We start from the raw sequence: 7,060 nt of genomic DNA, 5'->3' as shown, positions 1-7,060 counted from the left end.
GGCGCTGGTCGCCGCTCGCCCTGCGGTGGCCTCGACCATCATGGGTATCTTTTCCAAGGAACAGGTGCAGCGGCTGAAGGCGGCAGGGATCGCCTGGTTCGCCTGCGCCACAACCCTGGATGAAGCCATGCAGGCGCAAGCGGCCGGTGCCGATGCGGTGGTCGCGCAGGGCATGGAGGCCGGCGGTCATCGCGGCGCGTTCGATGCCGCGCAGGCCGAGCGGCAGATGGTGGGCCTGTTCGCGCTGCTGTCGCGTCTGGTCGATCATTTGCAGGTGCCGGTAATCGCTGCGGGCGGCATCGCCGACGGGCGCGGGGTTGCAGCGGCATTGATGCTGGGCGCCAGTGCGGTGCAGGTGGGCATCGCGTTTCTGGCCGCCGATGAGTCCGATATCCCGGTTGCCTGGCGGCAGGGCTTGGCCGCCGCGGAGCCGGAGGCCACCTGCGCGACCCGGGCATTCAGTGGCCGTCTGGGACGTGCGCTGGCTACTGCCTATGTGCGGGCGGCCGACGCGGGCGATGTACCGCCGCCGCGCCCATATCCGGTGCAGCGCGGGCTTACCGCCCCGATGCGGCAACAGGCTGCTATCGACAACCGGCTGGACGCGATGCAGGCCTGGGCCGGCCAGTCGGCATGGATGGCGCGCAGCGCACCGGCGGCAGGAATCCTGCGTTCGCTGTGGACGCAGGCAAGGGAATTGCTGTGAGCGGAATGTTCTGCAACGGCGAGCCGGTGGATGCGGCGCTGGTCAGTGCGGCGCTGGTCAATTACGGGCACTTCACTTCATTGCAGGTACGCGGCGGCGCGGTACAGGGCTGGGCGCTGCATATGCAGCGATTGCAGCAGGGGACGCGCGAGCTGTTCGACGCGACGCTGGATGAAGGGCAGTTGCGGGCTTGGTTGCGGCAGGCATTGCAACATGGCGAGCTGGTGGATGCCTCGGTGCGGATCACGGTATTCGCGCGGGATTTCGACTTCCGCCGGCCATTGCGCGCAGTACCGGTGGATGTGCTTATAGCGGTCGGTGCACCGGCCGCGAGGCCGGCCCTGGCGCGCTCGGTGCTGCCGCTGGCCTATCAGCGTGATCTGCCGCATATCAAGCATCTTGGAACGTTTCCGCTTTTCCACCATCGCCGCCAGGCCGTGCAGCAGGGTTTCGACGACGCGGTATTTGTCGATACGGCCGGCCGGATCAGCGAGGGCAGCACCTGGAACATCGTTTTCTGGGATGGCGCCCAGGTGGTCTGGCCGCAGGCGGCGGCTCTGCGCGGCACCACCGAACAGCTGCTGGTTGACGGCCTGCAGTGGCAAGGTGAGCGGCAGCTCCGCCGGGAGGTGATGCTGGATGCGCTTGCAGCGTTCCGCGGTGCCGCCGCCTGCAACGCAAGCGGTGTGTGGTCGTTGGCGCGGATCGGCGATCAGCGCTTCGGCGGCTCGGACGAGTTGCTCCTGCGCTTGCAGCAGGCACAGGCCCATGCCGCCTGGCAGCCGCTGTAGGCGAGGGTGCCGGTTCAGTTTTTGCGGGTGGCCGGGGTTGGAATGGAGCAATAGCGCCGCTATAATCGCCGGCTTACCGCGCCATCCTGGCGACTGGGCAACAAAGGAAAACGACCATGGTCAAGATTCGACTGACCCGCGGCGGCGCGAAGAAGCGTCCGTTCTACCACATCATCGTCACCGACGTCCGTAGCGCCCGCGACGGCCGCAACATCGAGCGCGTCGGTTACTACAATCCGGTTGCCCAGGGTGCAGAGCAGCGCATCGTGCTGGACATCGCCAGCGTCGACAAGTGGGTTGCCAACGGCGCCCAGATGACCGACAAGGTCCGCAACCTGTACAAGGAAGCGACCAAGTCTCAGGCCGCTGCGGCCTGATTCTGACGGGCCACGCGAAAGCGTGGCCCAGTCACAAGTCATGAAGAAAGATTCTGAGCGCCGGATCCTGCTGGGCAGGGTTGCCGGCGCTTTTGGTGTGCGCGGCGAAATAAAGCTCGAGTCCTGGACCGAGCCGCGTTCCGCTATTTTCAACTACCAGCCTTGGATTCTGCGTACTCCTGCAGGGCAGGAATCCGAGTTGAGCGGCGTACGTGGCCGTGATTCCGGCAAGCATCTGGTTGCGAGCTTCCCGGGCGTGACCGACCGCGATGTGGTCGAAGCCATGCGTGGCACCGAGGTCTATGTCGCCCGCAGTGCGCTGCCACCGCCCAAGCCCGACGAGTATTACTGGGTCGACCTGGAAGGTCTGGACGTGCAGACAGTGGAGGGGGTCAAGCTGGGGCAGGTCTCGCATCTGTTCAGTACCGGCTCCAACGATGTGCTGGTGGTGCGCGGCGACCGCGAGCGCATGATCCCGTTCGTGATGGACGACTTCGTCAAATCGGTCGATTTCGATGCCGATTTGATCGTCGTCGACTGGGATCCGGAGTTCTGAGTCCCATGCGTGTGGATGTGATCAGCCTGTTTCCGGAGTTTCTGGCCCAGTCGGCCGCGCTTGGCGTGGTCGGGCGGGCCCAGGAGCGCGGCTTGCTGGAGCTGCATGGCTGGAATCCGCGCGATTACGCCGAGGGCAATTACCGGCGGGTGGATGACCGTCCATTCGGTGGTGGCCCTGGCATGGTGATGCTGATCGAGCCGCTGCGGGCTGCGTTGGCGGCCGCGCGTGCCGCCGATCCACAGCCGGCGCCGCTGATCTACCTCAGCCCGCAGGGGCGTCCGCTGAGCCAGGCCAAGGTCCGGGAACTGGCGGCGCTGCCACGGATGATCCTGCTCTGTGGTCGCTATGAGGGCGTGGACGAGCGCTTTATCGCCAGCGAGGTGGACGAGGAGATCTCTATCGGTGATTACGTGCTGTCGGGCGGCGAGCTGGGCGCGGCGGTGATCATCGACGCGGTGACCCGCCTGCAGGAGGGAGCCTTGAACGACGCCGAATCGGCGGTGCAGGACAGTTTCGAGGGCGATGGCCTGCTGGATTGCCCGCATTACAGCCACCCCGCCAGCCATGCGCTGGGGAACGTGCCGGAAGTGTTGCGATCAGGAAACCATGCCGCCATTGCCCGCTGGCGTCGGCAGCAGTCATTGCTCCGGACGGCCTTGCGGCGGCCTGATCTGCTCGATGAGGCCGGGCTGGGCAAGGCTGACCGCAAGCTGCTGGCCGAGGCTGTGGCAGGTCTGGAAATCCAGACACCGCCTACTGGCGCCGACGGCAGCCAGTAGCTATAATTGCCGATTCCCGCCAGCCGATATCGACTGGTGATGGAGACAAAACAACAAACGTGCAGCGCAATCCGGTGACTGCATCAGTCCAAGCTGTCGAATCGACACGCCCACCCGAAAACAATCGGTGTAATCCAATGAGCAAGCTGAACAAGTCCATCGTCGCGGAATTCGAATCCGCCCAGATCACCCGCGAACTGCCGAAATTCAGCCAGGGCGACACCGTCGTGGTGAACGTGAAGGTCAAGGAAGGCAACCGCGAGCGCGTGCAGGCCTACGAAGCGTCGTGATCGGCACCAAGAATGCCGGCCTGAACTCCGCTTTCACCGTGCGCAAGATCTCGCACGGCTACGGCGTCGAGCGCGTGTTCCAGACCCACAGCTCCATCATCGACTCGGTCGAAGTGAAGCGCCGCGGCAAGGTCCGTTCCGGCAAGCTGTACTACCTGCGTGGCCTGGAAGGCAAGAAGGCGCGCATCAAGGAAGACCTGGCCGGCAACGCCCGCGCCAAGGCCGCCCGTCAGGCTGCCGAGTAATACCCGCCGGCTGGTTCAAACCCAGTCTGCAGCAACGGCCACCTTCGGGTGGCCGTTTGCGTTTATGGCAGAACAGATACTTCCGGGCGGAGGTGGAAGCCGGCGCGAGTTGGGGGTGGCTTCCTGCTGGCAGTGGCGTTATCGCTGTATCAGGAGGGGATGTTTTGTCCAGTGCGGTAGCAGCTTGGCTGGATCTGACCGGTTCAGTGCGTTGTCGGCCGGCTGATCGCGGGCGCATGGTTTGGCCGTCGTTTGCCGGCGCGCGACGCGCGCTGGAGTCCTCACGATCTCCCGCATCGCACTGAATCCGGAATCTCCCGGCACAGGCTGCTGCACCTGGACACGGCGTCCGGGGATCAGCGTGCTGTCGTATCGCCGGGAGCAGGTTCCATCCCAAGGCCGATATCGACATCGGCCACGGGCGCCGGGGGCGCGGCGCCGATCTCCGCCGGCGTGGCCACAGTGTCGGTCTCGGGCGTGACCAGCATGCTCGCCTTGCGCCAGTTTCCCCAGCGGTAATAGGCCATGATCATCAGCATCGAGCAGAACGCACTGACCGGGAAGCTCCACCAGATCGCATCGGCCCCCATCAGCGGTTGCAGCCATTTGGCGAAGGGCACACGGATGCCCCACATCGCCACGGCCAGGATCAGCAGCGGCGGCACCACCGCACCGGTGGAGCGCACCACGCCGGCAACCACGAAGTTCACCCCAAAGAACAGGAACGACCAGACCGCGATGTGGTTCAGGTGGCGGCCGATCTCCAGTGACTGGCTGGCCGCCGGCAGGAACAGCGCCAGCGTGCTGCGATCGAACAGGATGATCGGTGCGATCAGCGCGCCGGTAAGCAGGAAATTGAACAACACACCGGTCCGCGCGGTGGAATCTACCCGCTCCCAGCGGCCGGCACCCACATTCTGCGCGGCCATGGACGAGCAGGCCGCACCGATGGCCATCGCCGGCATCTGCACATAGGTCCACAGCTGCAGCGCGGCGCCATAGGCCGAGGCGGTTTCTACGCCATAGCCGTTGACCATGGTGATCATCATGATCATTGCCAGCGAGATCAGGATCATCTGCAGGCCCATCGGCACGCCCTTGAGGATCAGTGAGGTGAGGATGACCGGGTCGATTTTCAGCAGCCGGGCATCCTTTCGGCCCAGCCACAGCATGTGCCGCTTGTTGCGCAGATACAGCAGCAGCGCGGTCAGCGCCAAGGCCTGCGAGAAGAACGTGGCCCATGCCGAGCCGGCCACGCCCAGTTCGGGGAACGGACCGATCCCGAAGATCAGCAGCGGATTGAAGGCGATATCCAGCAGCACGGCCAGCAGCAGGAAGCCGAATGGCGTGCGTGCATCGCCGGCGCCACGCAACGCGGCACTGATAAAGGCGAAGGCGTACAGCAGCGGCATCGCCAGAAAAATCACTTTCAGATACGCGTCAGCCAGCGGCAGCGATTCGGCCGGGGTGCCCATCGCCAACAGCAGCCGGTGCGACAGGAACCAGCCCAGTACCGCAATCACGGCCGAAAGACCGACGAAAAAGGTGGCGCTGGTACCCATCACCCGGCGCGCCTGCGGCAGATTCCTGGCACCGATGGACTGGCCGATCAGGATCGTGGCGGCCATGCCGATGCCGAACACCGAACCGATCAGGAAAAACATGATGTTGTTGGCGTTGGCCGTCGCGGTGAGTGCGGCCTCGCCCAGGAACTTGCCGACCCAGATCGCATTGACCGAGCCATTCAGCGACTGGGCGATGTTGCCCGCCAGAATAGGCAGCGCGAACAGCAGCAGGCTGCGCCCGATCGGGCCTTCGGTCAGTGAGCGGGCATGCGTGGCTTTCGACATGGATGCGGCTGCCGGTTTCGGGGCTGGCACACTATCACCTTGCAGATGAGGGGGCCGAAGGCGGGTATCCACCGCCCGGTCACAAATTGGAGGCCGGGGCACTAAGATGAATCACCCAGCAGTTCCCGTGGAGAGTATCCGCCTGGATGTGTGGCTGTGGGCCGCGCGCTTCTTCAAGACCCGGAGCCTGGCCAAACAGGCGGTGGACACCGGCAAGGTCGAGGTGGACGGACAGCGACCCAAATCTTCGCGGGCGATACGGATAGGCGATGATTTGCGCGTGCAGCGTGGCGAAGAGGTGGTCCAGCTCAATGTGCGCGGGCTGAGTGATAGCCGTGGACCGGCACCGGTAGCGCAGGCGCTTTACGAGGAGACCGCTGCATCGAAACAGGCGCGCGAAGCGCTGCGCCTGCGCCGTGCTGCGGAGCGGACCGGCTATCAGGCGCCGGAACATCGTCCGGACAAGCGCGCGCGCCGGCTGATCCGGGCGTTGGGGGATATTGACGCGCATTAGCGTCGAGCAGCGCGGGCTGCTGTCACCCGATGCGGATCTTCAACAACGGAACGCCACCGGAGCGGTGGCGTTGATTTGTGAGTGGCAGTGAGGTTCAGCGTTTGCCGCTGCCGAGCAGGCCGCTGCCCAGCTTGATCAGGTCGGCGACACCGAACTGGCCGTCGCCGTCCTGGTCCAGCACGCTGCCGAGCAGCCCACCCGCGATGCCCCCAGCCTGCGACACCTGCTGTTTTTCCTGGCCCAGAATCTGCGCCAGGCCGTCCGCGTTGGCTGTGCCCCCGCCGCTCATGCGCTGGGCGATGAAGGCCATCACGATGGGTGCCAGGATTTTCAGCAGCTGGCTCGACGTGCCCGGGCTCAGGCCGGTGGCCTGGGCCAGGCCGGCTTCGGCGCGGGCCTGGTTGCTGCCGAAGATGTGGTCGAGGATGCCGGCGCCATTGGCGGCCGGAGTCGCGCTATTGCCGCCCAGTACCGCGCCCAGCACGCTGCCGATGTCCAGGCCGCTGTGATTGTTCTGGAGGGCGCCGAACAGGGCCTCGGCGCCCTGCGGCTTGGCCGCGTTGTTGCCCAGGGCGCCCATCAGCAGCGGCAGCGCCGCGCTGACCGCGGTGGACGCCTGCTGGCGGTCAATGCCCAGTTGCTGCGAAACCTGTTGCAGCGGTGCGCCCTGCAACTGGGAGAGGAGATCGTCGGTCAGGCTCATCGGCACGGATCCTTGCGGTGGGAGGCTGTTTGCATGGTACCCCCGGCACGGGCGGAAGAGCCAGGGCAGAGGCGGCTGCGGGAAGAAGGTCTGCAGCGTGGCGCGGTCCGGAAGCACCACCGCCCGCGCTGGGCGGGCGGTGATGGCAGGGAAGTGCCGGTCGTTGGTGCTTACAGCTCGATGTCTTCGGCGCCCGGGGTGGCGGTGGGGAAATCGCTGCCCGGGTGCGGCGGGGGCGCGAATGGA

8 protein-coding genes and 1 pseudogene are annotated in these 7,060 nt (G+C 65.6%); 7 read left to right on the top strand and 2 right to left on the bottom strand.

Annotation, left to right across the window (positions count from 1 at the left end; translation table 11 throughout):
• The 6 genes and pseudogenes from JCM9942_RS08625 to rplS form a co-directional block, all read left to right on the top strand.
• A partial coding sequence (locus tag JCM9942_RS08625; protein ID WP_054659049.1) for an NAD(P)H-dependent flavin oxidoreductase occupies positions 1-706 on the top strand: 706 nt, incomplete at its 5' end.
• 5 nt (positions 707-711) lie between these two features.
• Positions 712-1,497 (top strand): aminotransferase class IV, encoded by a 786-nt coding sequence (locus JCM9942_RS08620; RefSeq protein WP_054659047.1) that lies wholly within the window; start codon positions 712-714, stop codon positions 1,495-1,497.
• A 116-nt stretch (positions 1,498-1,613) separates the two neighbouring features.
• Entirely contained in the window at positions 1,614-1,874 is a 261-nt protein-coding gene (gene rpsP / locus JCM9942_RS08615) for a 30S ribosomal protein S16 (RefSeq protein WP_054659045.1), read from the top strand.
• A 40-nt stretch (positions 1,875-1,914) separates the two neighbouring features.
• Positions 1,915-2,430, top strand: a complete 516-nt coding sequence (gene rimM / locus JCM9942_RS08610; protein WP_054659043.1) for a ribosome maturation factor RimM — start codon at positions 1,915-1,917, stop codon at positions 2,428-2,430.
• Positions 2,431-2,435: 5 nt separating this feature from the next.
• Positions 2,436-3,212 carry a tRNA (guanosine(37)-N1)-methyltransferase TrmD gene (trmD, locus tag JCM9942_RS08605; protein WP_054659041.1) on the top strand — a complete coding sequence of 259 codons (777 nt, stop codon included), beginning with the start codon at positions 2,436-2,438 and terminating at the stop codon, positions 3,210-3,212.
• A gap of 137 nt (positions 3,213-3,349) precedes the next feature.
• Positions 3,350-3,747, top strand: a pseudogene (gene rplS, locus JCM9942_RS08600) (50S ribosomal protein L19).
• A 356-nt stretch (positions 3,748-4,103) separates the two neighbouring features.
• Here the strand turns inward: rplS and JCM9942_RS08595 are convergent.
• Positions 4,104-5,597, bottom strand: a complete 1,494-nt coding sequence (locus JCM9942_RS08595) for an MATE family efflux transporter (RefSeq protein WP_054659039.1) — start codon at positions 5,595-5,597, stop codon at positions 4,104-4,106.
• Between the two features lie 106 nt (positions 5,598-5,703).
• On the opposite strand from JCM9942_RS08595, the gene JCM9942_RS08590 reads away from it, so the two are divergent.
• Positions 5,704-6,111 carry an RNA-binding S4 domain-containing protein gene (locus tag JCM9942_RS08590; RefSeq protein ID WP_054659037.1) on the top strand — a complete coding sequence of 136 codons (408 nt, stop codon included), beginning with the start codon at positions 5,704-5,706 and terminating at the stop codon, positions 6,109-6,111.
• 94 nt (positions 6,112-6,205) lie between these two features.
• On the opposite strand, the gene JCM9942_RS08585 is transcribed toward JCM9942_RS08590, so the two are convergent.
• Positions 6,206-6,814 (bottom strand): DUF937 domain-containing protein, encoded by a 609-nt coding sequence (locus tag JCM9942_RS08585; RefSeq protein WP_054659035.1) that lies wholly within the window; start codon positions 6,812-6,814, stop codon positions 6,206-6,208.
• Positions 6,815-7,060 lie beyond the last annotated feature (246 nt).

This window comes from Stenotrophomonas pictorum JCM 9942 (assembly GCF_001310775.1).
Taxonomy (GTDB): domain Bacteria; phylum Pseudomonadota; class Gammaproteobacteria; order Xanthomonadales; family Xanthomonadaceae; genus Stenotrophomonas; species Stenotrophomonas pictorum.
Note: the sequence above shows the minus strand (reverse complement) of the source record. Positions and strands in the feature narration are given on the sequence as shown.

Excerpts from the sequence above, each read along its gene's own strand:
- JCM9942_RS08620 (WP_054659047.1), top strand. The coding sequence starts at position 712 with ATGTTCTGCAACGGCGAGCCGGTGGATGCGGCGCTGGTCAGTGCGGCG.
- rpsP (WP_054659045.1), top strand. The coding sequence starts at position 1,614 with ATGGTCAAGATTCGACTGACCCGCGGCGGCGCGAAGAAGCGTCCGTTC.
- rimM (WP_054659043.1), top strand. The coding sequence starts at position 1,915 with ATGAAGAAAGATTCTGAGCGCCGGATCCTGCTGGGCAGGGTTGCCGGC.
- trmD (WP_054659041.1), top strand. The coding sequence starts at position 2,436 with ATGCGTGTGGATGTGATCAGCCTGTTTCCGGAGTTTCTGGCCCAGTCG.
- JCM9942_RS08595 (WP_054659039.1), bottom strand. The coding sequence starts at position 5,597 with ATGTCGAAAGCCACGCATGCCCGCTCACTGACCGAAGGCCCGATCGGG.
- JCM9942_RS08590 (WP_054659037.1), top strand. The coding sequence starts at position 5,704 with ATGAATCACCCAGCAGTTCCCGTGGAGAGTATCCGCCTGGATGTGTGG.
- JCM9942_RS08585 (WP_054659035.1), bottom strand. The coding sequence starts at position 6,814 with ATGAGCCTGACCGACGATCTCCTCTCCCAGTTGCAGGGCGCACCGCTG.